The organism is Microbacterium sp. NPDC087665, from assembly GCF_044743285.1.
Classification (GTDB): Bacteria; Actinomycetota; Actinomycetes; order Actinomycetales; family Microbacteriaceae; genus Microbacterium.
Genome location: NZ_JBIUWD010000005.1, coordinates 75677 through 98922 on the forward strand (window position 1 = coordinate 75677; position 23246 = coordinate 98922).

27 protein-coding genes are annotated in these 23246 nt (G+C 67.8%); 11 read left to right on the top strand and 16 right to left on the bottom strand.

Annotation, left to right across the window (positions count from 1 at the left end):
* Window positions 1-47 precede the first annotated feature (47 nt).
* On the top strand, window positions 48-1829 hold the full coding sequence (gene aspS, locus ACIOSY_RS13275; protein ID WP_400853999.1) for an aspartate--tRNA ligase: 1782 nt from the start codon (window positions 48-50) through the stop codon (window positions 1827-1829).
* A gap of 107 nt (window positions 1830-1936) precedes the next feature.
* Here the strand turns inward: aspS and ACIOSY_RS13280 are convergent, their stop codons facing one another.
* Complete coding sequence (locus ACIOSY_RS13280) at window positions 1937-2716, bottom strand: sulfite exporter TauE/SafE family protein (RefSeq protein ID WP_400854298.1); 780 nt, start codon at window positions 2714-2716, stop codon at window positions 1937-1939.
* 111 nt (window positions 2717-2827) lie between these two features.
* On the opposite strand from ACIOSY_RS13280, the gene ACIOSY_RS13285 reads away from it, so the two are divergent.
* The 6 genes from ACIOSY_RS13285 to ACIOSY_RS13310 all read left to right on the top strand — a co-directional run bounded on the left by ACIOSY_RS13285 (window position 2828) and on the right by ACIOSY_RS13310 (window position 7706).
* Window positions 2828-3343, top strand: coding sequence for a GNAT family N-acetyltransferase (locus ACIOSY_RS13285; RefSeq protein WP_400854001.1), 516 nt, complete (start codon window positions 2828-2830; stop codon window positions 3341-3343).
* A gap of 146 nt (window positions 3344-3489) precedes the next feature.
* Window positions 3490-4629: an ABC transporter substrate-binding protein gene (locus ACIOSY_RS13290; protein ID WP_400854003.1), complete on the top strand. Its 1140-nt coding sequence runs from the start codon at window positions 3490-3492 to the stop codon at window positions 4627-4629.
* Window positions 4608-5564: an ABC transporter permease gene (locus tag ACIOSY_RS13295; protein WP_400854005.1), complete on the top strand. Its 957-nt coding sequence runs from the start codon at window positions 4608-4610 to the stop codon at window positions 5562-5564. The genes ACIOSY_RS13290 and ACIOSY_RS13295 overlap by 22 nt, the downstream gene beginning before the upstream one ends.
* Window positions 5561-6355 carry an ABC transporter permease gene (locus ACIOSY_RS13300; protein WP_400854007.1) on the top strand — a complete coding sequence of 265 codons (795 nt, stop codon included), beginning with the start codon at window positions 5561-5563 and terminating at the stop codon, window positions 6353-6355. The genes ACIOSY_RS13295 and ACIOSY_RS13300 overlap by 4 nt, the downstream gene beginning before the upstream one ends.
* Complete coding sequence (locus tag ACIOSY_RS13305; RefSeq protein WP_400854009.1) at window positions 6352-7443, top strand: ABC transporter ATP-binding protein; 1092 nt, start codon at window positions 6352-6354, stop codon at window positions 7441-7443. Before ACIOSY_RS13300 ends, ACIOSY_RS13305 begins: the two co-directional genes overlap by 4 nt.
* A gap of 86 nt (window positions 7444-7529) precedes the next feature.
* Window positions 7530-7706 (top strand): YegP family protein, encoded by a 177-nt coding sequence (locus tag ACIOSY_RS13310; RefSeq protein WP_400854011.1) that lies wholly within the window; start codon window positions 7530-7532, stop codon window positions 7704-7706.
* 91 nt (window positions 7707-7797) lie between these two features.
* Here ACIOSY_RS13310 and ACIOSY_RS13315 read toward each other — a convergent pair whose 3' ends face one another.
* The 9 genes from ACIOSY_RS13315 to ACIOSY_RS13355 all read right to left on the bottom strand — a co-directional run bounded on the left by ACIOSY_RS13315 (window position 7798) and on the right by ACIOSY_RS13355 (window position 12435).
* Window positions 7798-8553, bottom strand: a complete 756-nt coding sequence (locus tag ACIOSY_RS13315) for an amino acid ABC transporter ATP-binding protein (RefSeq protein WP_400854013.1) — start codon at window positions 8551-8553, stop codon at window positions 7798-7800.
* A complete protein-coding gene (locus ACIOSY_RS13320) occupies window positions 8550-9347 on the bottom strand; it encodes an amino acid ABC transporter permease (protein ID WP_400854015.1) in 798 nt (265 codons plus the stop codon). Before ACIOSY_RS13320 ends, ACIOSY_RS13315 begins: the two co-directional genes overlap by 4 nt.
* 32 nt (window positions 9348-9379) lie before the next feature.
* The gene (locus ACIOSY_RS13325; RefSeq protein ID WP_400854017.1) at window positions 9380-10195 is read right to left on the bottom strand and encodes a basic amino acid ABC transporter substrate-binding protein; all 816 of its coding nucleotides are present in this window, start codon (window positions 10193-10195) and stop codon (window positions 9380-9382) included.
* Window positions 10196-10343: 148 nt separating this feature from the next.
* Window positions 10344-10646 carry a Dabb family protein gene (locus tag ACIOSY_RS13330; RefSeq protein ID WP_400854019.1) on the bottom strand — a complete coding sequence of 101 codons (303 nt, stop codon included), beginning with the start codon at window positions 10644-10646 and terminating at the stop codon, window positions 10344-10346.
* Window positions 10643-10906 (bottom strand): glutaredoxin family protein, encoded by a 264-nt coding sequence (locus tag ACIOSY_RS13335; RefSeq protein WP_400854021.1) that lies wholly within the window; start codon window positions 10904-10906, stop codon window positions 10643-10645. Before ACIOSY_RS13335 ends, ACIOSY_RS13330 begins: the two co-directional genes overlap by 4 nt.
* Complete coding sequence (locus ACIOSY_RS13340) at window positions 10903-11205, bottom strand: rhodanese-like domain-containing protein (RefSeq protein WP_400854023.1); 303 nt, start codon at window positions 11203-11205, stop codon at window positions 10903-10905. Before ACIOSY_RS13340 ends, ACIOSY_RS13335 begins: the two co-directional genes overlap by 4 nt.
* Before the next feature lie 97 nt (window positions 11206-11302).
* Window positions 11303-11401 carry a 30S ribosomal protein bS22 gene (locus ACIOSY_RS13345; RefSeq protein ID WP_003792170.1) on the bottom strand — a complete coding sequence of 33 codons (99 nt, stop codon included), beginning with the start codon at window positions 11399-11401 and terminating at the stop codon, window positions 11303-11305.
* A 134-nt stretch (window positions 11402-11535) separates the two neighbouring features.
* The gene (locus tag ACIOSY_RS13350) at window positions 11536-11727 is read right to left on the bottom strand and encodes a helix-turn-helix domain-containing protein (RefSeq protein WP_400854025.1); all 192 of its coding nucleotides are present in this window, start codon (window positions 11725-11727) and stop codon (window positions 11536-11538) included.
* Window positions 11728-12018: 291 nt separating this feature from the next.
* Entirely contained in the window at window positions 12019-12435 is a 417-nt protein-coding gene (locus ACIOSY_RS13355; RefSeq protein WP_400854027.1) for an ArsR/SmtB family transcription factor, read from the bottom strand.
* Window positions 12436-12539: 104 nt separating this feature from the next.
* On the opposite strand from ACIOSY_RS13355, the gene ACIOSY_RS13360 reads away from it, so the two are divergent.
* Together ACIOSY_RS13360 and ACIOSY_RS13365 are read left to right on the top strand one after the other, a co-directional pair.
* Complete coding sequence (locus ACIOSY_RS13360; protein ID WP_400854029.1) at window positions 12540-13970, top strand: TrkH family potassium uptake protein; 1431 nt, start codon at window positions 12540-12542, stop codon at window positions 13968-13970.
* Window positions 13963-14634 (top strand): potassium channel family protein, encoded by a 672-nt coding sequence (locus ACIOSY_RS13365; protein ID WP_400854031.1) that lies wholly within the window; start codon window positions 13963-13965, stop codon window positions 14632-14634. The genes ACIOSY_RS13360 and ACIOSY_RS13365 overlap by 8 nt, the downstream gene beginning before the upstream one ends.
* A 4-nt stretch (window positions 14635-14638) precedes the next feature.
* On the opposite strand, the gene ACIOSY_RS13370 is transcribed toward ACIOSY_RS13365, so the two are convergent.
* On the bottom strand, window positions 14639-14866 hold the full coding sequence (locus ACIOSY_RS13370) for a DUF1905 domain-containing protein (protein WP_400854033.1): 228 nt from the start codon (window positions 14864-14866) through the stop codon (window positions 14639-14641).
* 61 nt (window positions 14867-14927) lie between these two features.
* Complete coding sequence (gene proC / locus ACIOSY_RS13375) at window positions 14928-15767, bottom strand: pyrroline-5-carboxylate reductase (RefSeq protein WP_400854035.1); 840 nt, start codon at window positions 15765-15767, stop codon at window positions 14928-14930.
* Window positions 15768-15827: 60 nt separating this feature from the next.
* On the opposite strand from proC, the gene ACIOSY_RS13380 reads away from it, so the two are divergent.
* Window positions 15828-16799, top strand: a complete 972-nt coding sequence (locus tag ACIOSY_RS13380) for a cation diffusion facilitator family transporter (RefSeq protein ID WP_400854037.1) — start codon at window positions 15828-15830, stop codon at window positions 16797-16799.
* Between the two features lie 36 nt (window positions 16800-16835).
* Here ACIOSY_RS13380 and tadA read toward each other — a convergent pair whose 3' ends face one another.
* Complete coding sequence (gene tadA, locus ACIOSY_RS13385) at window positions 16836-17291, bottom strand: tRNA adenosine(34) deaminase TadA (RefSeq protein ID WP_400854039.1); 456 nt, start codon at window positions 17289-17291, stop codon at window positions 16836-16838.
* Window positions 17292-17364: 73 nt separating this feature from the next.
* On the opposite strand from tadA, the gene upp reads away from it, so the two are divergent.
* On the top strand, window positions 17365-17997 hold the full coding sequence (gene upp / locus ACIOSY_RS13390) for a uracil phosphoribosyltransferase (RefSeq protein ID WP_400854041.1): 633 nt from the start codon (window positions 17365-17367) through the stop codon (window positions 17995-17997).
* On the opposite strand, the gene ACIOSY_RS13395 is transcribed toward upp, so the two are convergent.
* From ACIOSY_RS13395 to nadE, 3 genes are all read right to left on the bottom strand, one after another.
* Complete coding sequence (locus tag ACIOSY_RS13395; protein ID WP_400854043.1) at window positions 17982-18803, bottom strand: GNAT family N-acetyltransferase; 822 nt, start codon at window positions 18801-18803, stop codon at window positions 17982-17984. The two genes, upp and ACIOSY_RS13395, sit on opposite strands and share 16 nt — an antisense overlap.
* A 17-nt stretch (window positions 18804-18820) precedes the next feature.
* Window positions 18821-22297: a TM0106 family RecB-like putative nuclease gene (locus tag ACIOSY_RS13400; RefSeq protein ID WP_400854045.1), complete on the bottom strand. Its 3477-nt coding sequence runs from the start codon at window positions 22295-22297 to the stop codon at window positions 18821-18823.
* Between the two features lie 84 nt (window positions 22298-22381).
* Window positions 22382-23200 carry an ammonia-dependent NAD(+) synthetase gene (gene nadE / locus ACIOSY_RS13405; protein WP_400854047.1) on the bottom strand — a complete coding sequence of 273 codons (819 nt, stop codon included), beginning with the start codon at window positions 23198-23200 and terminating at the stop codon, window positions 22382-22384.
* Window positions 23201-23246: the final 46 nt, after the last annotated feature.

Genomic DNA, 23246 nt, shown 5'->3' on the forward strand with positions numbered 1-23246 from the left:
CGTAGAATGGGCGGGTTCACCAGTTCCCAGAACAGAAGGAATACTCCGTGCTTCGCACCCACTCGGCAGGCTCACTGCGAGCCGAGCACATCGGTCAGACCGTCACCCTCGCGGGGTGGGTCGATCGCCGTCGTGATCACGGAGGAGTCGCGTTCATCGATCTTCGGGATGCGTCGGGCATCGCCCAGGTCGTCATCCGCGACGAAGAGATCGCCCACCCGCTGCGCAACGAGTTCGTGCTGAAGGTCACCGGCGAGGTCTCCCGCCGCCCCGACGGCAACGCGAACCCGAACCTGCCCACGGGCGAGATCGAGCTCATCGCCACCGAGGTCGAGGTGCTCAACGAGTCCGCTCCCCTCCCCTTCCAGGTGTCGACGGCCGTCGCCGAGAGCGAGACAGTCGGTGAAGAGGCTCGCCTCAAGTACCGCTACCTCGATCTGCGCCGTCCGGCCCCGGCATCCGCCCTGCGCCTGCGCTCCGACGTCTACAAGGCCGTGCGCGATGTGCTGCACCGTCAGGACTTCACCGAGGTCGAGACCCCGACGCTCACGCGTTCCACGCCCGAGGGCGCCCGCGACTTCCTGGTACCCGCTCGCCTGAGCCCGGGCAGCTGGTACGCCCTCCCGCAGTCGCCGCAGCTCTTCAAGCAGCTGCTGATGGTCGGCGGCGTCGAGAAGTACTTCCAGATCGCCCGCTGCTACCGCGACGAGGACTTCCGCGCCGACCGCCAGCCGGAGTTCACCCAGCTCGACATCGAGATGAGCTTCGTCGACCAGGAAGACGTCATCACGCTGATGGAGTCGCTCGTGCAGGCGATGTGGGCGACGATCGGCGTCGAGGTCTCCGTGCCGCTGCCGCGTCTGACCTACGCCGACGCCATGGCCAAGTACGGCTCCGACAAGCCCGACCTGCGCTTCGGTCTCGAACTCGTCGAGGCGACCGAGTACTTCGCCGAGACGCCGTTCCGCGTGTTCCAGGCCGAGTACGTCGGCGCCGTGCGCATGCCCGGCGGTGCCGGTCAGCCCCGCAAGCAGCTCGACGCCTGGCAGGACTGGGCGAAGCAGCGCGGCGCCCGCGGCCTCGCGTACGTGCTCTTCAACGAAGACGGAACGCTCGGTGGCCCCGTGGCCAAGAACCTGTCCGAGGCCGAGCAGGCGGGCCTCGCCGAACTCGTGGGCGCCGAGGCCGGCGACTGCGTGTTCTTCGCCGCCGGTTCCACGAAGGAGAGCCGCGCACTGCTCGGTGCCGCACGCGTCGAGATCGGTCGCCGCCTCGGCTACCTGAACCCCGACGAGTTCGCCTTCACCTGGGTCGTCGACGCCCCGATGTTCGAGTCCGCGGCGGATGCCGTCGCCTCGGGTGACGTCGCCGTCGGCGCCGGCGCCTGGACCGCCGTGCACCACGCGTTCACGGGCCCCAAGCCCGAGTTCGAGGCGACCTTCGACACCGACCCCGCTTCCGCGCTCGCCTACGCGTACGACATCGTCTGCAACGGCTCCGAGCTGGGCGGCGGTTCCATCCGCATCCACCGCGAAGATATCCAGAAGCGTGTCTTCCAGGTGATGGGCATCAGCGACGAGCAGGCCGACGAGCAGTTCGGCTTCCTGCTCGACGCGTTCAAGTTCGGCGCACCGCCCCACGGTGGAATCGCGCTGGGCATGGACCGCGTCATGCAGCACCTGACGAAGACCGAGTCGATCCGCGAGGTCATCGCATTCCCGAAGTCGGGCAACGGCTACGACCCGCTCACGGCCGCCCCCGCTCCGATCACGCCGGAGCAGCGTGCCGAGGCCGGCGTCGACTTCGAGCCGGAAGACGACGAGGCCTGACCCTCGCCCCTGCGGGGGATGCTTCGACAGGCTCAGCAACCCAGTTCGGGTGCTGGGCCTGTCGCGTTACTGGGTCCCTGAGCCTGTCGAAGGGCCCAGGTCCGCGGCTACGCCAGGCCCAGAGCCGGCGCGATGTTCTCGTTCCACACGTCGACCCCCAGCTTCGCGATCAGCGCGATCACGACGACCAGGAACACGATGCGGATGAACTTCGTGCCGCGCGAGATCGCCATACGCGAACCGACGTAGCTGCCGGCCACGTTCGCGATCGCGAGGATCCCGCCGAGCACCCAGAGCACCGAGCCGTGCGGAATGAAGAGCAGCAGGGCGCCGATGTTGGTCGCGAGATTGACGATCTTGGCCTTCGCGCTCGCCTGCAGGAAGTCGTAGCCGAGCAGGGCCACGAGGGCGATCACCAGGAAGGTGCCGGTTCCCGGGCCGATCATGCCGTCGTAGAAACCGATCACGAGGCCGGCGGCACCCGCCATGATGTGGTGCTTGTGCCCGGAGAACCGCAGCATGGTCGCCGCGCCCATCTGCGGCCGGAACGCGGTGAAGAGCGCCACGGCCAGCAGCGCCACCACGATGATCGGCTTGAAGGCGGCGGCGGGAAGGATCGTCGCGACCGCCGCTCCCCCGAACGATCCGGCGAGCGCGATCACCGCCATGGGTATCGCCGTGCGGATGTCGGGCTTCGCTCGGCGGTAGTAGGTGATGCTGCTGGTCGCGGTGCCGAACACCGAGGCGAGCTTGTTCGTGGCAAGGGCCTGGATCGGCGCGATGCCGGGAATCAGCAGCAGTGCGGGCAGCTGCAGCAACCCGCCTCCGCCGACCACGGCGTCGATCCACCCGGCGGCGAAGGCCGCGACGACGATGAGCAGCAGCATCCCCCAGGTGAGCTGCTCCAGTCCGAGCACGGCGCCGATATCCACCTGGCCATGATTCCAGAGAGTCGGGCGCGCACCGGCATCCGCGCGAGGCGCTGACAGACTGGAACCATGCTCGAGACCCTGCCGCTGCCGCATCCGTTCGATTCGCGTGCCGGGAGCGCGCTGCTGCGCCGGGCGACGGCCGCCGATACGGATGCCGTCATCGCACTGCTCGCCGATGACCCGATCAGTGCGGCACGGGGCGACGTAGCATCCGACGACGACCGCCCGGCGTATGCCGCGGCGCTGGTCGAGATCCTCGCCGAGCCGTCGAACGATCTGCTCGTGGTCGAACTCGACGGTGCGATCGTGGGCACCCTGCAGCTGACGTCGATCCCCGGGATGGCGCGTCGCGGCGCCCGGCGCCTTCTGGTCGAGGCGGTGCGCGTGCAGAGCGATCTGCGTTCGTCGGGCATCGGTTCGGCGGTCATGCGCTGGGTCGGCGAGATCGCCGCACCCGCCGTGGATGCGTCGATGGTGCAGCTGACATCGGATGCCGCGCGCACCGACGCACATCGTTTCTACGAGCGTCTCGGGTATATCGGGTCACATCTCGGTTTCAAATACGCCGTCACCCCGCGCTGACGCCCAGGCGGCGACAGGCCTCGGCCCCGCCCCGCCACCCCCTCGACATCTCTCGTTCACCCGTGCCGCTCCGGCCGGTAACTCCGGAGCAATAGTTTCCTCTCGCAACCCGAACCGGCGCACCGCCGGACACCGAGAGGACACTCATGGCACGCTTCACCCGCCGCGCGCGCATCGGCGCCGGCATCGCTCTGGTCACCACGGCCGCCCTGGCGCTCACCGCCTGCTCCGGCACCGCTGACGCCACCGACGCGGGCGAGGGATCGACCGACGCTGCGACGGCCACCTCCGTCACCGATTTCGGCTCGTTCGCCGACCTCGAGGCCGCGGCCAAGGCCGAGGGGCAGCTCAACGTCATCGCACTTCCGCGCGACTGGGCGAACTACGGCGAGATCCTCGACCTGTTCGCCGAGAAGTACCCCGAGATCACGATCAACGAGGCTTCCCCAGATGTCTCGAGCGCCGAGGAGATCCAGGCGGCCGAGACCAACAAGGGCCTCGACACCGCCCCCGACGTGTTCGACATCGGCCTGACGGTGGCCCTGCAGAACACCGACACCTTCGCCCCCTACAAGGTGCAGACGTGGGACGAGATCCCCGACGAGCTCAAGGAGCCCACCGGTCTCTTCGTCGGCGACTACGGCGGGTACATGTCGATCGGCTACGACTCGTCGAAGTTCGACGCTCCGGCCGAGCTCTCCGACCTGCTCTCGGCCGACTACAAGGGCGCCGTCGCGATCAACGGCGACCCGACCCAGGCCGGCGCCGCATTCGCCGCCGTGGGCCTGGCGACCGTGCAGTCCGACGGTTCGCTCGACGACTTCCAGCCCGGCATCGACTTCTTCTCGGAGCTGCAGAAGGCCGGCAACATGCTCAAGGTCGACGTGACCACGGCGACCGTCGCGAGCGGCGAGACCCCGGTCGTCTTCGACTGGGACTACCTGAACGCGTCGCACAAGGCCGACAACCCCAACTGGGAGGTCGTCGTGCTCGACGGCACCGGTTACGCCGGCTACTACAACCAGGCGATCAACATCGACGCCCCGCACCCGGCGGCGGCTCGCCTGTGGCAGGAGTTCCTCTACAGCGATGAGGTGCAGAACCTGTGGCTCGGCGGCGGTGCTCGCCCGGTGCGCATGGAGGCCATGACCGAGGCCGGCACGATCGACGCCGACCTGGCTGCGGCTCTGCCCGAGGTTCCCGAAGAGACTGTCGTCCCGACCGAAGAGCAGTCCACGAACGCCGGCACGCTGCTCGGTGAGAAGTGGGCAGCGGCGGTCCAGTGACCACCCTCGTCGACACGGGGGCGGATGCTCCGGCATCCGCCCCCTCCTCCCCCGCCGGGCCCTCGCACACCGCGAGGGCCCGGCGGTCCGGTGCGTCCTGGGCCTGGCTGGGACTCGTCCCCTTCGCCGGCTACATCGTGCTGTTCCTCGCGGTGCCGACGCTCCTGGCGATCGGCTCCGGCTTCTTCACGAAGGACGGCTCGTTCACCTGGACGAACGTGTCGGCGCTCGGCGACCCGGTCGTGCTGAACACCTTCGCCAACTCGGCCGGTCTCTCGCTGCTCACCGCCGTCGTCGGCGCGGTCGTCGGCGCCCTCGTCTGCTATGCCCTGCTGGGCATGAACCCCGACGGCGCGATCCGTTCGACGGTGGATGCCGCGGCCGGGGTGCTCGCTCAGTTCGGCGGCGTCATGCTGGCGTTCGCCTTCATCGCGACGATCGGCATCCAGGGCGTCATCACCGTGTTCCTCAAGGACACGTTCGGCGTGAACATCTACGAGAACGGCACGTGGCTCTACGAGCTGCCCGGGCTGATCCTCCCGTACATCTACTTCCAGATCCCGCTCATGGTCATCACCTTCATGCCCGCCCTGGCCGCGCTCAAGCCGCAGTGGGCCGAGGCGAACCTCACGCTCGGCGGCACCCGCGCCAGCTTCTGGCTGCGCATCGGCCTGCCGGTGCTCGCCCCGTCGTTCTTCGCGAGCCTGCTGCTGCTGTTCGCGAACGCCTTCTCGTCGTACGCGACGGCCGCCGCGCTCGCCAGCCAGGGTTCGCAGATCGTGCCGCTGCAGATCCGCACCGCGCTCACCAGCGAGACCGTGCTCGGTCGCGAGAACCTCGCCGGGGCGCTCGCCCTCGGCATGATCGTGATCGTCGGAGTGATCATGGCCCTGTACTCGCTCATCCAGCGACGGGCTGCGAGGTGGCAGTCGTGAACCGTCTCGCCCCGTCGCTCACGACCCGCTGGATCATCGGCATCCTCGTCGGTCTGTTCTTCGCGATCCCGTTGGTGTCGACGTTCCTCTACACGCTTCGCGACACCGACGGCGGGCTCTCGTTCGCCCACTGGATCGCCCTGTTCGACCCGGCGGCGTCCGCCGCCATCAAGCCGATCTGGACGGGCCTCGGCAACTCGCTCATCCTCGCGGTCGTCACCGTCGCCATCGTGCTGTTCGTCCTCGCGCCGACGATGATCCTGGTCAACCTACGATTCGGCAAGCTCAAGCCGATGTTCGAGTTCACGGTGCTGCTGCCGATCTCGATCCCCGCGATCGTGCTCGTCGTCGGCCTCGCCCCGATCTACCTGCAGATCGGTCGATCGCTCGGCACCGGCACCTGGACCCTCGCGTTCGCCTACGGCATCACCGTGCTGCCGTTCGCCTACCGCTCGATCCAGGCATCCATCGATGCCGCCGACCTGCGCACGCTTTCCGAGGCCGCCCGTTCGCTCGGGGCGAGCTGGCCCACGGTCGTACTCAAGGTCCTGGCACCGAACCTGCGACAGGGACTGCTGGCGGCCTCGCTGATCTCGATCGCGGTCGTGCTCGGCGAGTTCACCATCGCCTCGCTCCTCAACAAGCAGGTGTTCCAGACGGCGATGGTCGTGGTGCAGAAGCAGGACCCCTACGCGCCCGCGATCTTCACCCTGCTGGCGCTCGCGCTCGTCTTCATCCTGCTCCTCGTCATCGGCCGCGTCGCCCGCGGCAACGGAAAGGCCCGCTCATGACCATCGATCACGCACTCCCCCGCACCAAAGACAATCTGCTGCTCGCCGAGGCGGGCGAAGGCACCCGGGTGCAGCTGCAGAGCATCGTGAAGAGCTACGGCGGCAACCGCGTGCTGCACGGTGTCGACCTCGACATCGCCCCGGGTGAGTTCGTGTCGCTGCTCGGTCCGTCGGGCTGCGGCAAGACGACCCTCCTGCGCGTGCTCGCCGGCCTCGAGGGATCCGACGAGGGCGCGGTGCTCCTCGGTGGACGCGACGTGTCGCGCACGCCGACGAACAAGCGCGACATCGGCATGGTCTTCCAGTCGTACTCGCTGTTCCCGCACCTGCGCGTCGCCGAGAACACGGCCTTCGGCCTGCGTCGTCGTGGTGTCTCGGCGACGGGGTCGGCGAAGCGCGCGAAAGACGCCCTGGCCCTGGTCGGACTCGCCGAGTTCGCCGACCGCTTCCCGCATCAGCTCTCCGGAGGCCAGCAGCAGCGCGTCGCGCTCGCCCGCGCGCTGGTCACCGAGCCCAAGGTGCTGCTGCTCGACGAGCCGCTGTCGGCGCTCGACGCCAAGGTGCGCGTGCAGCTGCGCGACGAGATCCGCCGCATCCAGCTGCGTCTCGGCATCACGACCGTCTTCGTCACGCACGACCAGGAGGAGGCGCTCGCCGTCTCCGATCGCATCGCCGTGATGAACTCCGGACGCATCGAGCAGATCGGCTCGCCCGAGCAGCTGTACACCACGCCGTCGACCGCGGGAGTGGCGGCCTTCGTCGGGCTGTCCAGCGTCGTCCCGGGCGTCGCCGACGGCGAGCACGTCGTGGTGTGGGGGCAGACCCTGCCGCTGCAGACCCCGGCCGACGGCCCGGTCGACGTCTACCTGCGTCCCGAGAACGTGTACTTCGCGTCGGAGGCGGATGCCGCGACCGATGCGATCGTCGAGGAGAGCACGTTCCTCGGCAGCATGCGCCGCACGCTCGTGCGCACCGAATCCGGAGACCTCGTCCGGGTGCAGCACGCTCCGAGCATCCACCCCGCGTTCGGCGATCGCGTGCGCATCGCCGTGGCCCCGGAGGCCGTGGCGGTGCATCCGCGCAGCTGATCTCACTCTTCCGCGACACGGGACCGGCCGATACGGTGATGCTCGAGGGGCCCGTCGCCTCTACGACACGACAGAGAGGATGCCTCATGGCAGGCAAGTTCGAGCTGTACACAGACAAGTCCGGCGAGTACCGGTTCCGTCTGAAGGCCGGCAACGGCGAAGTCATCGCGACCAGCGAGGGCTACTCGTCGAAGTCCGCCGCTCTGGGCGGGATCGAGTCGGTGCGCCGGAGCGCACCCGACGCCGAGGTCGTCGAGGCCTGACCGCCGCCCTCAGATCACGATGAGGCCCCCAGGTGCAGATGCACCCGGGGGCCTCATCATTGTCGGGGAGTCGCGATGACCCCCGAGCGACCTACAGCACGCGCGAGAGGAAGTCCTTGGTGCGCTGATGCTGCGGGTTTCCGATCACATCGTGCGGGTTGCCCTCTTCGACGATGTGTCCGCCGTCCATGAAGATCAGGCGAGAGCCGACCTCCCGGGCGAAGCCCATCTCGTGGGTGACGACGAGCATCGTCATGCCCTCGTCGGCGAGCCTGCGCATCACCTGCAGCACCTCACCCACGAGCTCGGGGTCAAGCGCCGAGGTGGGCTCGTCGAACAGCATCATGTCGGGGTTCATGCACAGCGCCCGCGCGATCGCGACGCGCTGCTGCTGTCCACCCGACAGGTGACCGGGGTAGGCATCCGCCTTCTCCGAAAGACCGACGCGCGCGAGCATCTCGTGCGCGACCCGCTCCGATTCCGCCTTCGAACGCTTCTTGACGCGCTGCTGAGCGATCGTGAGATTGCCCAGCACGTTCAGATGCGGGAAAAGGTTGAAGCTCTGGAACACCATGCCGATGCGCGTGCGCACACGGTCGATGTCGGTCTCGGGGTCGGTGATGTCGATCCCCTCGATGAGGATCTTTCCGCCGGTCGGCTCCTCGAGGAGATTCACCGAACGCAGCAGGGTCGACTTGCCGGAACCCGAGGGTCCGATGACGCAGACGACCTCTCCTGCGGTGACGGTGAGGTCGATGCCCTTGAGCACCTCGTTGTCGCCGAAGCTCTTGACGAGCCCCTGCACATCGATCGCCGGGGCGTGGACATCAATCAGGTCGGTGATCATCGCTGCCTCGCCATCCTTCGCTCGAGCCACGCGCTGAAGCGCGTGAGGGGGATCGTCACGATCAGGTACAGGATCGCCGCCATGATCAGCGGCGTCGCGTTCGAGTTCTGCGTCGCAGCGTCACGGGCGAAGTTGGTGAGCTCCTTCGACCAGATGAAGGTTCCCGCGATGAACAGCAGCGAGGTGTCCTTCAGCAGCAGCACGAACTCGTTCGTGAGCGGCGGGATGATGATGCGGAACCCCTGCGGGACGATGATCCAGAACGTCGTCTTCATGGGCGACATGCCCAGGGAGCGCGATGCCTCCGTCTGCCCCTTCGGGACAGCCTGGATTCCGGCGCGGATCGTCTCGGCCATGTAGGCCGAGGCCACGAGGATCAGACCGATCAGGCCGAGGACGACGGGGCCGCCCAGGTCCTTGCCGGGGATCCCCGACGCGATCGGCAGGATGAACGCCACGGCGAAGATCGTCAGGATCGCGGGAAGCCCGCGGAACAGTTCGATCCATGCCGTCGCGATCCACCGGAACGGGCCGATGGCCGACATCTTCAGCAGGGCGAGGATGACCCCGAGCACCAGACCGAGCACGAACGCCACGGCTGTGAACCACAGCGTGTTGACGAGCGCGGTCGTGATGATCCCGGGGAACATCTTCGCTGCGATATCGAGGTTGAAGAACAAGGGAACGATCTTCGCCCAGTTGGTGGTGACCGCCGCCCAGATGACGATGGCGATCAGCACCGCGTAGACGGCGTACCGATACAGCTTGCTCTTGGTCGTCCGTTTCAACGCCATTGTGAAGGACCTCCGAAGCGCTTACTCACCGATCAGTTCGCGGTGAAGTAGGAGTCGTAGATCGTGTCGTACTCGCCACCGTCGCGCAGCTCCTGCAGAGCCTCGTTGACAGCCTTGAGCAGTTCCGACTTCTCACCCTTGGCGAACGCGAATCCGTAGGACTCGTCGGTGTTGTACGTCTCGACGATCTTGTAGGCGCTGTCGGCCTTCTCGTGCTCGAGGTTCACCGGCTGGTCCTGCAGGATCGCGTCGATCAGACCCGACTGCATGGCCGGCCACAGCTCGCCATCGGAGGGGTACTGCACGAGCTCGGCGCCCGTCGCGTTCTCGGAGGCGTAGGTCTCGCCCGTGGTGCCCTGCTGGACGCCGACGTTCTTGCCCGAGAGGTCGTCGATCGACTCGATGCCCGAGTCGGTACGAACGAGCAGCGACTGCAGCGAGTCGTAGTACGGGTCGGAGAAGTCGATGTTCGCCTTGCGCTCGTCGGTGATGGTCATCGCCGATGCGCCGATGTCGCACGTGCCGGCCGCGAGGGTGGTGCCCGACTGCAGCGCGTCGAAGCCCACGTCCTGCACCGAGAGCTCGAGGTCGAGCTTCTTGGCGATCGCGTCGAGCAGGTCGATGTCGAAACCGGTGTATCCGGTGCCGTTGTCGCCACCCTCGAACTCGAACGGTGCGTAGGGAATGTCCGAGCAGACGGTGAGCGTGCCGGCCGTGACCAGGCCGTACTCGTCGCCGGCGGCGGGCTCGCCGGAACCGGACTCGTCGGTTCCGCCGGCACATCCTGCGAGTGCAAGGGTTGCCGCAGCCACGAGTGCGAGGCCGGCGAAGGTATTGCGACGGTGCATAACAGCTCCTGAAAATCGAGGGCAGGGTAAAGCCCACCGTTGGTGGGCTGATAGGTCATCATCCTGGCATGCGCCGAACGGATGCCCTACTAAGAGTGCCCGATCCCTGATTACGGTTTTGTTTCGGTGCGTTACGCGACCGGGAGCATCAGACCTCGAAGTCGACCGCGACGCGTGCGCTCACGACGGAGCGGATGTAGGCGGCGGCCTCGAGATGAGCGGGATGCACCTGGTACTCGTCGAGCGTCTCGACGGAGGCGAAGTCGGCGACGAGCACGACGTCCCAGTTCGCGTCGGGCAGCACGACATTCGCGCCGGCCGAGATCGACAGGAGCTGCGGCACGACGCCCTCGAGCGCGTTGAGGCGCCGGGCGACCTCGGCGGCCTGGGCGGCGCGCTCTGCGGCGTCGTCGGAGGCCAGCTTCCAGGACACGACGTGGCGGATGGTCATCGGGCAGCCTCCTCGAGGGCGGTTCGCAGCCGGTCGGGCGATACCCGCCAGTGCGCGTGCAGTTCCCCGTCGATCAGCACGACGGGGATCTTCTCCCACCACAGTTCGTACAGGGCGGGGTCGTCCTGGATGGATGCCTCGACAATCTCGACCTGCTCGGCCGCGGCATCCGGAAGCTCGGCCACGACGGCATCGATCACTTCGGCGGCCACATCGCACAGATGGCAGTCGGGCTTGCCGATGAGTGTCAGCGTGGTCACGCCGAGGGCACCTCGACCGCGCGACCCTGCGCGATCCATTCACCTGTCCCGCCCTCGACGTTCGTCGCGTCGTAGCCGCGCGACTCCAGAGCCTCGACGACGCGTGCCGAGCGTCCGCCGGCCTGGCAGATCACGTCGAACGCTTCGCTCGGAAGCTCTTCGAGACGGTTGCCGATCTCGGACATCGGGATGTTGACGGCGCCGGGGACATGCCCGGCGGCGAACTCGTCCTTCTCACGCACATCGACGAGCGGTGTGCCGGAACGGTCGGCGAGTTCGGTGACGGTGATCGACTTCATGACTTCCTTCTGTGGATCGATGCCGACGGCAGAGACACAAAGCGCCCCCTGTCGACATACTCCGCAGAGTTGTCGGGGGCGCTCGTGTCTTGGCCGCTTACTTCTTGTTGCGGCGCTGGTGGCGAGTCTTACGAAGCAGCTTGCGGTGCTTCTTCTTCGCCATGCGCTTGCGGCGCTTCTTGATGACAGAACCCACGGAAACCTCACTAAGTCAGTGGCTAGGCGTCCCGAAATCGGACGCCCGGGTACGGGCACGGAAAAATGCCTCGGGTCAGTCTAGCAAATCGTCAGGGGTTCACCGTCACCGCAGCGAAAACGACCGCCGGACGATCAACCGACGTCGGCGATGGGACGCTGCAGAGCGTCGGTCACCGCGGACTCCGGCACGCGGTAGCTGCGACCGAATCGGATCGCCGGCAACTCGCCGGAGTGCACCAAGCGATAGACGGTCATCTTCGACACGCGCATGATCGCTGCGACCTCGGCGACGGTCAGGAACTTGACGTCAGGTACTTCGGGCATCCCACGTACCCCTTTCTCGAATGTGCACACTCTATGGGCTAGGTGGGACACGTGTAAACCCGTGTGGCCGGTGTGATCAGTGGTGCGAGTGGGACTCAATTCTCGCGTGTACACCGGTCACAGCGGAGACATAGCTGTTCCGCGAGCTTCACTCAGACACGAGTGCCAGTCTGATGCCAAGACCCGGACTGGCACCAGTCCCCGTTCAGCAGGTGTGGGACCTGCGGACCTCGCCCCTGACGACTGCCCCCCGATCGTCAGGGGCGAGTCACGTCCGGGAAGATCGCTTCGTCAGGCTCCCAGGCGCTTCAGCGCCGTCGCGACCACATGCTTGGCAGACGCCGCCGCGCGACCGACGACCTCGGCCGCGTGCGCCGCACTGTCGGGCAGCGGACCGGCGGGATACAGGTAGTTCGGGGCGTCATCGCCGAAGGCATCGACGAGGAACGGCACGAGCCAGTCGTCGACGACCTCGAGCGGTTCGACGGCGAGGCTGTAGAACCGGCGCTGCCCGTCTTCGCGGACCGTGACGAGTTCGGCGTCGCGGAGCACCTTCAGGTGCTTCGAGACGGTGGGTTGGCTGATACCCAGGTCGGTGACGATCTGGCTGACACTCGTTCCGGCCTCTCCTTCGGTCGTACGCCGCAGGAGGAGCTGGAGGATGTCACGCCTCGTACCGTCTGCGATCACGTCGAAGATGTCGGTCATGTGATCAGGGTAGTCGTCCCCGGCACGGAGTACCATGACGAAGGCTCCGCCACCACCGCCGAGCGACCGCCGATCGGCGGTGGAGACAGACGAAAGGGGACGCGATGTCGGGCATCGTTTCGGCGTCGTCCCCCAAACAGCGTCTCCGCAATGCCACCGCAGGCGCACGGCACATCATCACCTCGTCGCCGTCGAGATTCGCGATCGTCATCTTCGCGTCGCTGATCCTCGTCTTCACGGTGCTCCTCTCACTGCCGATCGCTTCGACGTCCGGAAAAGTCACACCGCTGAGCGACGCGCTGTTCACCGCCGTCTCGACCATCTGCGTCACCGGTCTCGCCACCGTCGACATGGCGAACCACTGGTCGCCGTTCGGTCACGTGCTGATCTTCATCGGCGTGAACATCGGCGGTCTCGGCGTGCTCACGCTCGCCTCGCTCATGGGCATGGTCATCTCGAAGCGGCTCGGGCTGCGCGCCAAGCTCATGGCCGCCGGCGACACGAACCCCCTGCGCGCCCATGGCGGTGTGGTCAACGAGAGCCAGACCGTGCGCCTGGGCGAGGTCGGCCAGCTGCTGCGCACCGTCGCCGTCTCGTCGCTGATCATCGAAGCAGCCCTCGCCGTACTGCTCTACCCGTCACTCGTGATGGCGAAGGTCGACCCGATCGCCGCGCTGTGGGAGGCGCCATACTTCGCGGCCATGGCTTTCACTAACACGGGATTCGCCCCCAACGACGGCGGGGTCGCGGTCTTCGCCGACGACTACCTAGTACTCTCGATGCTGATGGTGGGCGTCTTCCTCGGCAGCATCGGATTCCCGGTCATCTATTCGCTCGCCAAGCACGTGTGGCATGTGAAGCGCTGGTCGTTGCACACCAAGCTCACCCTCGTCACGACCGTGCTGTTGTTCATCCTCGGCGCGATCGTCTTCCTCGTGCTCGAGTTCAACAACCCCAAGACCTTCGGGTCGATGGATGCCGGAGACACCACTTTCCAGGCCTTCTTCCTGTCGGCGATGACCCGCTCGGGCGGCTTCAACGTGATCGACATCGCCGACCTCAACGGCTCGTCGCTCGTGGCGGCGAGCATGCTGATGTTCGTCGGTGGCGGCTCGGCCTCGACCGCCGGTGGAATCAAGGTCACGACCCTGGCGGTGCTCGCGATCGCCGTATGGTCGGAGGCCAAGGGGCGCCAGTCCGTCGAGGCCTTCGGCCGGCGCATCCCCAGCGACGTGCAGCGCGTGGCCCTCAGCGTCGTCGCCTGGGGCGCGACCATCGTCGCGCTGTCGACGATCATCATCGCCCAGATCACGAAGGCCGACATCAGTCATGTGCTGTTCGACGTGATCTCGGCGTTCGGCACCGTGGGACTGTCGACGGGGCTCACCGCCGAACTCCCCGACTCCGGCTCGTACGTCCTGGCCGTCACCATCTTCATGGGGCGCATTGGTACAGTGACTCTCGCCGCGGCAGTCGCCGCGACATCGCGATCGCAGTATTACTCGCTGCCCGTGGAAAGGCCGATCGTTGGTTGAAGTCCTGCGGAACGACGCGCCCGTCCTCGTCATCGGCCTCGGCCGGTTCGGCGCCGCCTGCGCGGGCGAGCTCGACCGCCTCGACCGCGAGGTGCTCGCGATCGACGGCAACCTCGAACTCGTGCAGAAGTGGTCCGACCGGGTCACGCACACGGTGCAGGCCGACGCCAAGAACATCGACGCGCTCCGTCAGATCGGCGCGCAGGACTTCCAGGTCGCGGTCGTGGCCGTCGGCTCGTCGATCGAGGCATCCGTCCTCATCACCGCCAACCTCGTCGACCTCAAGGTCCCCCAGATCTGGGCGAAGGCCGTCTCGCAGTCGCACGGCAAGATCCTCGCCCGCGTCGGCGCGAACCACGTCATCTACCCCGAGCGCGAGGCCGGCGAGCGCGTGGCGCACCTCGTGAGCGGGCGGATGCTCGACTTCATCCGCTTCGACGACGACTTCGTGCTCGCGAAGATGTACCCGCCCAAGTTCATCCGCGGCATCGGCCTGAACGAGTCGGGTGTGCGCACCAAGTACAAGGTCACCGTCGTGGGTGTGAAGAGCCCGGGCAAGCCGTTCCGCTACGCCGAGGCGAACACGATCGTCACGAACCACGACCTCATCATCGTCTCGGGCACCAACAGCGACATCGAGCGGTTCGCCGCCCTCGACCGCTGAGTCGTCAGGCGTCGATGTCGAGGGCGATCTCGACCACGTCGCCGATCGCGACGCCCTCGCGATGCTGCAGCACCTTCTTGATCGGCACGACGTAGCCGCCGTCCTTCGGCCAGAGCGACGTCGTCACGGTCGTGCCACGGATCGTGACGGACGCCGGGATCATGCCCCATCCGTAGGTGACGATGCCCGCGATCTCGCCGATCATCTCGGCCTCGACGGGCGGCACGGTCACGAAATGGTACGGCGCAGGCCCGCGCCATTCCCAGATCTCCCCCGTGAACCGCAGCCGCATGTCACGCCCCGGCGGCGAGTTCCCTGGCCCGTGCGAGGGCCGCGGCCGAGGCCTCGGCGAAGGTGGTCTCGAGATGCGCATCCTGCAGCACCGCGATCGCGCGCTCGGTCGTGCCCTTCGGGCTCGTGACGCGGCGACGCATCTCCGCAGGCGTCTCGCCGGACGCCTCGAGCAGCGCGGTCGAGCCGATGAAGGTCTGCTCGGCCATGAGACGGGCATCTGCCTCGCTGAATCCGAGTCCGAGTCCGACCTTCGTCCACTCCTCGATGAGCAGGAACACGTAGGCGGGGCCGGAGCCGGAGATCGTCGAGAGCGCGTCGATCTGCGATTCGGGCACCTCGATGACGGCGCCCACCGTTTCGAACAACCGGCGCACGAGGGCCATGTCGTCGGGCGTCGACGCCGGCCCCGCCGCAAGACCGGTGACCGCCTTGCCGACGGTGGCGGGGGTGTTGGGCATCGAGCGGATGACGTGCGCCTCGGCGCCGAGCGCATCCGCGAACGTCTGCAGGGTGACGCCGGCCGCGAGGCTCACGACGATCGCGTCGGTCGCGAGGTGCGGTGCGATCTCGCGAAGCAGATCCGGGACCATCGCCGGCTTCACGCCCACGAGGACGATGCGGGCGGATGCGAGGGCCTCCCTGTTGCCGTCCGGCTGCTCTTCGAGGGCGATGCTCGTCACGCCGGGAAGGTCACGCAGGGCCCCGGCGCTCTCGGTCGATCGGTTCGTGGCCGTGATGCCACCGTCGACGGCCACCCCCGAGGCGACGACGCCACGCAGGATCGCTCCCCCCATCGATCCGGCACCGAGGAACGCGAGGGCGGGGAGAGAGTCAGCCATGTCGTCATCCTACGGCGGGCGCACCTGCGATCCATGGGTCCACCGATCTAGACTCGACGCATGAGTGCATCCGGCGGCGGCAAGGCGATCATCGCGGCGTTCCTGGCGAACATGGGCATCGCCCTGGCGAAGCTCGTGGCGTGGCTCCTCTCCGGCTCGGCGTCGATGCTGGCCGAGGCCGTGCACTCGCTCGCCGACTCCGGCAACCAGCTGCTCCTGCTGCTCGGCGGACGCAAGTCACGCCGGGAGGCCGACCGCGCCCATCCGTTCGGCTACGGGCGCGAGCGCTACGTGTCGGCCTTCCTGGTCTCGATCATCCTGTTCTCCCTCGGTGGGCTCTTCGCCATCTACGAGGGCATCGACAAGCTGCGCCACCCGCACGAACTCGACCCCACCTGGTGGTGGCTGCCGCTCGTCGTGCTCGTGATCGCGATCGGGCTGGAGTCGTTCTCGCTGCGCACCGCCGTGAAGGAGAGCAATCTCGTTCGCGAAAAGGGCCAGTCCTGGACCTCGTTCATCCGCCGCGCGAAGGCACCCGAGCTGCCCGTGGTGCTGCTCGAAGACGCCGGAGCCCTCACCGGTCTCACCTTCGCCCTGCTGGGCGTGGGGCTCACGGTCATCACCGGCAACTCGGTGTTCGACGCGCTCGGCACCCTGATGATCGGCGTTCTGCTCGTGCTGATCGCGATCATCCTGGGCATCGAGACGAAGAGCCTGCTGGTGGGCGAGGGCGCGACGAGCGCCGACCTCGACCGCATCGTCGACGCGATCACGGCCGGCGACGAGATCGAGAAGATCATCCACATCAAGACGCTCTACCTCGGACCGGATGAGCTGATGGTGGCCGCCAAGGTCGCCCTCACGGCCGACAAGTCCGTGCGCGAGGCAGCAGATGACATCGATGAGATCGAGGCCCGCATCCGCGACGCCGTCCCGGCAGCCCGGGTCATCTACATCGAGCCCGACGTCTACCGCCCGGCGATCGATCCCGAGCCGTCGACCGACGTCTTCGTCCTCAAGTCCTCGGACTGACTCCCGCCGACCGTCGCGATCAGCGGGCGGATGCCGTCAACGACGCTGCTCGAAGAACTCGCGCAGCAGCGCCGTCGCCGCCTCGGCCTCGACTCCCCCGACGACCTCGGCGCGGTAGGGCAGCCGTCGGTCGCGGAGCACGTCGTACATCGACCCCGCAGCGCCGGCCTTGTCGTCCCAGGCTCCGAAGACGACCCGTCCGATGCGCGCCTGCAGGATGGCCCCGGCGCACATGATGCACGGTTCGAGAGTCACCACCAGGGTGTGGCCGTCGAGATTCCAGGAGCCGACGGATGCTGCGGCGCTCCGCAAGGCCTCGATCTCGGCGTGACCGGTCGGATCGTGGGTGGCCTCGCGGGTGTTGCGTCCCTCGGCGACGATCCGGCCCGCCGGGTCGACGACCACGGCGCCGACCGGGATCTCCGCCCGGTCGCCCGCCTCCGCCGCGAGGGCGAGCGCACGACGCATCGCGGGGAGGTCGGCAGCCGTCATGGGTCGAGCCTACGACAGGGGTGCGGAGCATCCGATGTCGTGCGGGAGCGCGCAGCGCATTAGCCTGTATTCCATGCGTGTTCACGTGGCCGACCACCCCCTCATCACCCACAAGCTCTCGGTGCTGCGCGATGTGCGCACCCCGTCCCCGGTATTCCGGCAGTTGACGGAAGAGCTCGTGACGCTCCTCGCCTATGAGGCGACCCGCGGCGTCAAGGTGTCTCCGGTCGAGATCACGACCCCCGTGACGAAGACGATGGGCGTGAAGATCTCGGAACCGCGTCCGATCGTCGTGCCGATCCTGCGTGCCGGTCTCGGCATGCTCGAAGGCCTGGTGAAGCTTCTCCCGACCGCCGAGGTCGGGTTCCTCGGCATGGTGCGCGACGAGGAGACCTTCGAACCGACGACCTACGCCGAGCGTCTTCCCGACGACCTCAGCGATCGCCAGTGCTTCGCAATCGACCCGATGCTCGCGACCGGCGGCTCGCTGGCCGCGGCGATCCAGTTCCTGTTCGACCGCGGTGCGAAGGACGTCACGGCGATCTGCCTGCTCGGCACCCCCGAGGGCGTCGCAGCGATCGAAGCGATGGCCGGCGACCGCGACGTCACTCTCGTGCTGGGCGCTCTCGATGAGCGTCTGAACGAGAAGGGCTACATCGTCCCCGGTCTCGGTGACGCCGGAGATCGTCTCTACGGAACGGTCTGACCGCTCGCGCGCTCCCGGGGCATGCGAGTGCTGCCGGCGGGGATCACGAGCCGATAGGCGCGTTCGTCGCCGAAGTGGCGGAAACCGGCGCGGGCGAGAATCGGCGCTGACGTCGACACTCGACCTTTGACGAGCGCCGTGGTCGCACCGCGCTCGGCGCCGAGACGCAGTCGCTCGGCGAGAACGGCCCGATACGCACCGCGACCTCGTGCCGTCGGGAGGGTCGCCGCGCCCCAGAGGCGGGTGAACCCGTCGACGATCGTGCAGCCGCCGGTGCTCACCGCTTCGCCGTCGAGGCGACCCAGAACATGGATGCCCGCGCCCGAGGCGAGCGCCTCGTGGACGTCGGCGAGTTCGGCGCGCAGACCGTCTTCGTCGAGCGGATCCTGTTCCCAGACCGGCGCATTGATCGCGTCGGCCTCGCGCACCTGCTCGAGGGTGCGGATGACCTCGGCCGTCGCGTCGTGCGGGACATCGATCGAGACGGCATCGATCGCGCCCGCGAACACCGCCACGGTGTCGATGTGCTCCGCGCCGCGCCGACGCAGCTCGGACTCGAGGTCGGGGCTGTCGGAAGGGTTGCTCCAGAACGTGATCTCGGAGGCGCCCCACGCTCGCGTGCGGTCGACCGCGTGCTCGATCACGGTCGCGGCATCTGCACGCGAATGCACCTGCGAGGCGCGCACGCGACCGCCGAGGCGCGCCGGGTAGCGCACCAACAGCAGCTCGGAGTCATCTCTCTCGCTGCCTCGGGGGAACCAGGTCCACTCCGCGGCAGCACGGAGGATCTCTTCGGTCGAATGCATGGCGGGGCCCGTGCCGCTCAGTCCGCCGCACCCACCAGGCGCGCGAAAGCGCTCAGGCGGGCGACGCCTTCGGGCGTGTACGGGAGGTCGTCGAGCAAGGCCGGCGAGTGGATGAGGTAGGCCACGCACTGTGCGCGCGAGATCGCGACGTTGAGCCGGTTCTGCAGAAGCAGGAACTCGGGGCCGCGCGGAGCATCCCGCCCGCTCGATGCCGCGAGCGACGTGATCGAGACCACGGCCTCTTTGCCCTGGAAATTGTCGACCGTGCCCACCGGCACATCGGGGTAGCCGACGTCGATGAGAGCGTCGTGCACCAACTGGCGCTGGGCGTTGTACGGCGTGATGACGATGATGTCGGCCGGCGCAAGGGGGCGCTCGGTCGCGTCGTCGTCGTTGTCGGTGAACGTGCGGCCGACGAGGTCGCCGACGATCCGCACCACTTCTGCGGCCTCTTCCGGAGATTGCGTCGCGTTGCCCCGGTGCCGGAGAGGCACCACGTGGAGCCCCGGATCGATGCCCTGCAGGGAACGTTTCTCGGTGCCGGGAGCCGACGCCAGTCGTCCGGCGTAGGCGAGCTTCGAGACCGGCGCGGCGACGAACGGATGCATGCGCCAGGACCGAGCGAGGAAGTACCCGTACTCCGGGCGCACGACGGCGTCGTCGTGCATCACCCACCCGAGCGCCGACGTGTCGACCGGTTCCGGATGCGCGCCCTGGCTCACCTGCGGGAGTTGCCGCGGATCGCCGAGCAGGAGGAGTCGCTTCGCCGCTGCCGCCACGGCGATCGTGGAGGCGAGGGAGAACTGCCCGGCCTCATCGATCACGAGCAGATCGAGACCGGCGCGGTCGACGCGAGAGGTGTTGCTGAAGTCCCACGCGGTACCGCCCACGACGACGCCCTCACCGCTGTGCTCGGCGAGGAACGAGGCCATGCCGCTCTTGGGAATCACCGTGTACGCAGGGTCGCCCTCACTGGACTTCGGCGCCTTGGCGACCTGAGCGGGAGCGACGCCGTCGGCCACGATGCGCTCGAGCAGCGTCTCGATGATGGCGTGCGACTGTGCGACCACACCGATGCGGAACCCGTGTTCGTTGACCAGTCGCGCGATCACGCGCGAACCCGTGTAGGTCTTGCCGGTGCCCGGAGGCCCCTGGACGGCGAGGTAGCTGCGGTCGAGATCGAGCACTCCGCGCACGATCGCATCGACCGTGTCACCGTGGTTCTCGGCCGCGGGAAGCGGGTTGCCGGAGAGGGTGCGCGGCGGGATGCGCCGGATGATGTCGGTGGCAGGATCGGCGGGGAATTCGGGCGCGGCAGCGTGCACGGCGTCGGCCCATTCGTCGATGGCCCCCTGAAGCGAGATCACGCGCGGCGGGGCTGCCGGCGTCAGCGCGAGCGGCAGATCGTCCCACGTCTGCCCCTGCACCGCCGTCTCGGTGACCAGGTAGCCGTCGTCGAGAGCTTCGGCGACGGTCACCGAATGGGGCACGTGCACCGCCCGCGACGGAACCTCGGTGTCGAAGGGTGCGGGTGCGTCGTACAGGGCGAACGGCTGGGACCCCGCGCCGAGCGTCGTGCCCGGCGACACCTCGCCCCGGATCTCGATGTCGCGCGACATGACACGTCGACCCTCGCCGACGCTCCAGTCCCGACGCACGACCGATGATGCGCGATCGACACGGACGACGTCGCGCGTGCCGTCCCACATCGTCACGGGCTCGCGCAGCCGCTGGAAGTGCGAGACCCAGAAGCTCTTGGCCTCGCGCGGGAAGTAGTCGATCGCCGCGGCCGCGATGCGATGCACCTGACCGTCGTCGCCCGCGGCCACCGCGCGCTCGGCGTCGGCGAGCAGAGCGACCGAACGTGGCGAAGGCTCGTAGATGACCTCGTCTGCCGCGTCGGGTGGGGCGGGAGCGACGCCCTTCTCACGGGCGATGTCGATCAACCAGTTGCGCAGTCGTCTCGTCGACACGCAGTCGTAGCGGTTGTAGTCGGCGAGGTCGGCGAACACCGCATCCGCCTCGGCCTGCTCCCCCGCGTCGGCGAACTCGCGCGCCGCGACGTACTGGACGATCGAGTCGTCGCCCTTCTGCACGTCACTGGTGCGCACGTCGTCACCCATGTAGAGCGGCTCGAGCTTCTTGATCGAATAGGAGCGCGACCCCACCCGCACCGTGCGCAGCACCAGCGGATAGAGGTCGACGAAGACGCCCTCGCGCAGGAGTCGATCGACCTCGCTCTCGCGCACGCCGTAGTGCGCAGCCATCGCCACCAGATGCGAGGTCTCGTACGGGGCGTAGTGGTAGATGTGCATGCCCGGATGCGTGGTGCGGCGCAGCGCGACGAAGTCGAGGAACGTCTCGAACGCCCGGCGCTCGTCGGCGAAGCTGTGCGCCCACAGCGCCGTGTACTGATCGCTGTTGTCGACCCAGCCGAAGAGATAGTCGATGCCCCAGTGGGCCTCACCGTCTGCGGCGGGCTCGGTGTACAGGGGGTCGCCCTCGAAGTCGAAGAAGATGTCGCCGTGGCTCGGCACCGGCAGCGTGTGGATCGCCTGCGCGTAGTGCACCTCGTACGTGGGGGTACCGTCGCTGTCGGCCCGGAGCTGCAGCCGCGCCTGCGCGCGAAGGCTCTCGAACGTGTCGACGTTCATGCCCTCGGGGGCGGCTTCGGCGGCGGCGAGGCCATCGATCGTCTCGATGCCCGCGGCGCGCAGGCGAGCGCGCTGCACCGGCCGCATGCGCGCGACCATGAGCAGATCGCGGTGAGCGATCACCTGCTCTTCGCACGTGGCGCATCGGCCGCAGGCGACGATCTGCAGGTCGCCGCGGTCGTCGCCCCAGGCCAGGGGCTCGCCGAGCTCGGCCTGATCGATGCGACGGTCGGCGATGAGCGCGCGCAGCCGCGCCCGCCGCACCTGGAAGAGCGGCAGCAGATCGTCGACGGCGTGGGTGCTGAGCGTGCCATCGCCGAGGATCAGATCGACCTCATCGGCCCGCGGAATGGCGAGACGATCGAGCTGGTCGACATATGCCGCCAACTGCATCAGGGCGGTCACCCGCGCTTTACGGGCGAGCTTGGAGTCCTGCACCCGCCAGCGGCCGTCGACGTCTTTGCGCAGGAAATCGGCGAACCCCACGAACTCGTCGGTCGCGAACGCCGCCTGGAAGACGACCTGAGCCGAGGACCGCAACGCCGCGATGGTCTCATCGACGGCTGCGGCGAGAGCCTCGGCGTCGATCGACGAGACCTTGGCGATCTGGTGCACATCGTTCTCGCCCAGGTCGTCGATGTAGCGCGCCAGCACATTGCGCTCGTGGACATCGCCGAGCAGCGCGGCCCGCGCGAGGGTCGCGTCTTCCGGCTCTTCGACGGCCGGAACCCGCCCGAGCTTCGCGTCGATGGCGCGGCACCATGCGAACTCGCATTCGGCGGCCGCCTTGAGGTCGCTGGCGCTCCAGATGACGCGCTGCGCCTGAGTGTCGATCCGCACGATGCTCCATTTCCTCGGTGCTTCGACACTAGCTGCGGCATCCGACACCGGGCGCCCGCGCGGGCGATCAGAACATGAGCGAGGTCAGCGCCACCAGGTGTCGTCGGGCGTCACCGGAAGGTTGCGCTTGTGCTGGGTCGCGAGGTACTTCGCCTCGATGAGCCCCGCAGCTTCCGGATCGACCGGTCGCCCCTCGAGGAAGTCGTCGATCTGCTCGTAGGTGAGCCCCAGTTCGTCTTCGTCCGCACGGCCGGGCACACCGTCGAGGAGATCGGCCGTGGGCACCTTGAAGGCGAGACGATCCGGTGCTCCGAGCAGCTGCAGGAGCGACCGCCCCTGACGTTTCGTCAGCCCCGAGAGCGGAAGGATGTCGGCCGCCCCGTCACCGAACTTCGTGTAGAAACCGGTCACGGCCTCGGCCGCGTGGTCGGTGCCGATCACCAGCATGCCGTCGTGACCGGCGAGCGCGTACTGGGTCACCATGCGCACGCGAGCCTTGATGTTGCCGCGGTTGAAGTCGCTGATGTCGCTCGTGACCGCGAACTCGATGTCTTCCTCGACACCGTCGACGCCGTTCTGGATATTGACCTCGACCGATGAATCGGGAGCGATGAACGAGAGAGCGGCCTCGGCATCCGCCGCGTCGTGCTGCACCCGGTACGGCAGGCGTACCGCGAGGAAGCGGGCCTCGCCGCCTTCGGCGCGCACGCGCTCGACCGCGAGCTGGGCCAACCGCCCGGCGAGCGTCGAGTCCTGGCCTCCGGAGATGCCGAGCACGAAGCCCCGCGCTCCGGTCGTGCGCAGGTAGTCGACGAGGAACTGCACTCGCCGTTCGACCTCGGCCTCGGGATCGATCTCGGCGTGAACGCCGAGCGCTTCAGAGATCTGCTGCTGCAGGGACACGGATCCTCCACTCGTTGGTACCCCCAGTATCTCCCCGACTTGTTAC

Bases quoted from the DNA above. Each gene is read 5' to 3' on its own strand.
- ACIOSY_RS13355 (WP_400854027.1), bottom strand. From the start codon at position 12,435: ATGACCGACATCTTCGACGTGATCGCAGACGGTACGAGGCGTGACATC.
- ACIOSY_RS13350 (WP_400854025.1), bottom strand. From the start codon at position 11,727: ATGCCCGAAGTACCTGACGTCAAGTTCCTGACCGTCGCCGAGGTCGCA.
- ACIOSY_RS13290 (WP_400854003.1), top strand. From the start codon at position 3,490: ATGGCACGCTTCACCCGCCGCGCGCGCATCGGCGCCGGCATCGCTCTG.
- ACIOSY_RS13320 (WP_400854015.1), bottom strand. From the start codon at position 9,347: ATGGCGTTGAAACGGACGACCAAGAGCAAGCTGTATCGGTACGCCGTC.
- ACIOSY_RS13360 (WP_400854029.1), top strand. From the start codon at position 12,540: ATGTCGGGCATCGTTTCGGCGTCGTCCCCCAAACAGCGTCTCCGCAAT.
- ACIOSY_RS13315 (WP_400854013.1), bottom strand. From the start codon at position 8,553: ATGATCACCGACCTGATTGATGTCCACGCCCCGGCGATCGATGTGCAG.
- upp (WP_400854041.1), top strand. From the start codon at position 17,365: ATGCGTGTTCACGTGGCCGACCACCCCCTCATCACCCACAAGCTCTCG.
- ACIOSY_RS13280 (WP_400854298.1), bottom strand. From the start codon at position 2,716: ATGCTGCTGCTCATCGTCGTCGCGGCCTTCGCCGCCGGGTGGATCGAC.
- proC (WP_400854035.1), bottom strand. From the start codon at position 15,767: ATGGCTGACTCTCTCCCCGCCCTCGCGTTCCTCGGTGCCGGATCGATG.
- ACIOSY_RS13310 (WP_400854011.1), top strand. From the start codon at position 7,530: ATGGCAGGCAAGTTCGAGCTGTACACAGACAAGTCCGGCGAGTACCGG.
- ACIOSY_RS13395 (WP_400854043.1), bottom strand. From the start codon at position 18,803: ATGCATTCGACCGAAGAGATCCTCCGTGCTGCCGCGGAGTGGACCTGG.
- ACIOSY_RS13330 (WP_400854019.1), bottom strand. From the start codon at position 10,646: ATGACCATCCGCCACGTCGTGTCCTGGAAGCTGGCCTCCGACGACGCC.
- ACIOSY_RS13285 (WP_400854001.1), top strand. From the start codon at position 2,828: ATGCTCGAGACCCTGCCGCTGCCGCATCCGTTCGATTCGCGTGCCGGG.
- ACIOSY_RS13340 (WP_400854023.1), bottom strand. From the start codon at position 11,205: ATGAAGTCGATCACCGTCACCGAACTCGCCGACCGTTCCGGCACACCG.
- tadA (WP_400854039.1), bottom strand. From the start codon at position 17,291: ATGACGGCTGCCGACCTCCCCGCGATGCGTCGTGCGCTCGCCCTCGCG.
- ACIOSY_RS13380 (WP_400854037.1), top strand. From the start codon at position 15,828: ATGAGTGCATCCGGCGGCGGCAAGGCGATCATCGCGGCGTTCCTGGCG.
- ACIOSY_RS13325 (WP_400854017.1), bottom strand. From the start codon at position 10,195: ATGCACCGTCGCAATACCTTCGCCGGCCTCGCACTCGTGGCTGCGGCA.
- ACIOSY_RS13305 (WP_400854009.1), top strand. From the start codon at position 6,352: ATGACCATCGATCACGCACTCCCCCGCACCAAAGACAATCTGCTGCTC.